General features: G+C 60.1%; 1 protein-coding gene. It reads right to left on the minus strand.

Translation table 11 applies throughout. The annotated features are described in order from the left end of the window. Positions 1-67: 67 nt before the first annotated feature. On the minus strand, positions 68-1,102 hold the full coding sequence (locus NKH23_RS34450; protein ID WP_353036801.1) for an IS481 family transposase: 1,035 nt from the start codon (positions 1,100-1,102) through the stop codon (positions 68-70). Between the last annotated feature and the right edge of the window lie 118 nt (positions 1,103-1,220).

Consider the following 1,220-nt stretch of genomic DNA (forward strand, 5'->3'; position numbering starts at 1 on the left):
TGTAGAAGTTTGTACTTGATCGGACAGTTGGCGTCTGAGAGTGGTCCGTTTTGCCTGTCCGATGGGATCAGGCAGCGATCATTTTCTCCTTCGCCAGCGGGGCGGTGTCAAGGAAGGTCTGCATCGGCGTCTTGCCGAAGCACCAGCGGCCCTGATGTGGGCGCTCCTCATTGTAACTTCTGACCCATTCATCCAGATCGGCCTGCAGCTCCTCGATCGAGCCGTAGATCTTCTTCCTGAAGGCGACCCTGTAGAACTCGTCCAGCACCGTCTTGTGGAACCGTTCAACGATGCCATTGGTCTGCGGGTTCTTGGTCTTGGTGCGGGAATGATCGACGTCCTCGACCGCCAGATAGAGCTCGTACTCGTGGTGTTCGGGATTGCCGCAATATTCGGTGCCGCGGTCGGTCAGCACCCGGCTTAGCTTCACCTCGTGGGTGTCGAAGAACGGCACCACGCGGTCGTTGAGGAGATCGGCGGCGGTGATCGGCGTCTTGCGGTCATAGAGCTTGGCGAAGGCGACCTTCGAATAGGTGTCAAGGAAGGTCTGCTGGTAGATGCGTCCGACCCCCTTCATGTTGCCGACATAGAAGGTGTCCTGGCCGCCGCAATAGCCCGGGCATTCACTCTCGAACTCACCATGCGCCTCCTTGTCCAGCTTGGCCTTTTCCAGCGCCGCCAATTGGCTCTCGGTGAGCACGATGCCGTCCTGGGCGACCTTCGCCTCCAGCGCCTTCAACCGCTTCTTCATCGTCTCCAGATCGTGACGCTGCCACACCCCGCGTACGCCCGACGGCGAGACCGAGTGGCCGAGCTTGCGCATTTCGTTGGCGATGCGGGTCTGTCCATAGGCGGGATATTCCAGCGTCAGCTCGAGGATGATCGCCTCGATCTCCGGTGGCGTGCGGTTGGCCAGCAGCGGCTTCCTGCGCGTCAGCTCCTGCAGCGCAAGTTCGCCGCCGGTCTCGTAAAGCTCCTTGAAGCGGTAGAAGCTGTCGCGTGAATAGCCCATCATCTTGCAGGCCTGGCTGACATTGCCGAGCTGTTTGGCCAGCTCCAGCAGCCCCACCTTGGCGCGGATGATCTTTTGGTCCTTGGTCATGTCAGTGTCCTTTCTGTCGCCGAGGCCGGGCGCTGCGAACCCTGACCACTCCGCGCCCGGCCTCGGCTCAAGCTTCAGCCCAGGACACCGTCTGTCAGATAAAGTTTAAACTTTTACA

Source organism: Mesorhizobium sp. M1328, from assembly GCF_040318075.1.
Lineage (GTDB): Bacteria > Pseudomonadota > Alphaproteobacteria > Rhizobiales > Rhizobiaceae > Mesorhizobium.

Bases quoted from the DNA above. Each gene is read 5' to 3' on its own strand.
- NKH23_RS34450 (WP_353036801.1), bottom strand. From the start codon at position 1,102: ATGACCAAGGACCAAAAGATCATCCGCGCCAAGGTGGGGCTGCTGGAG.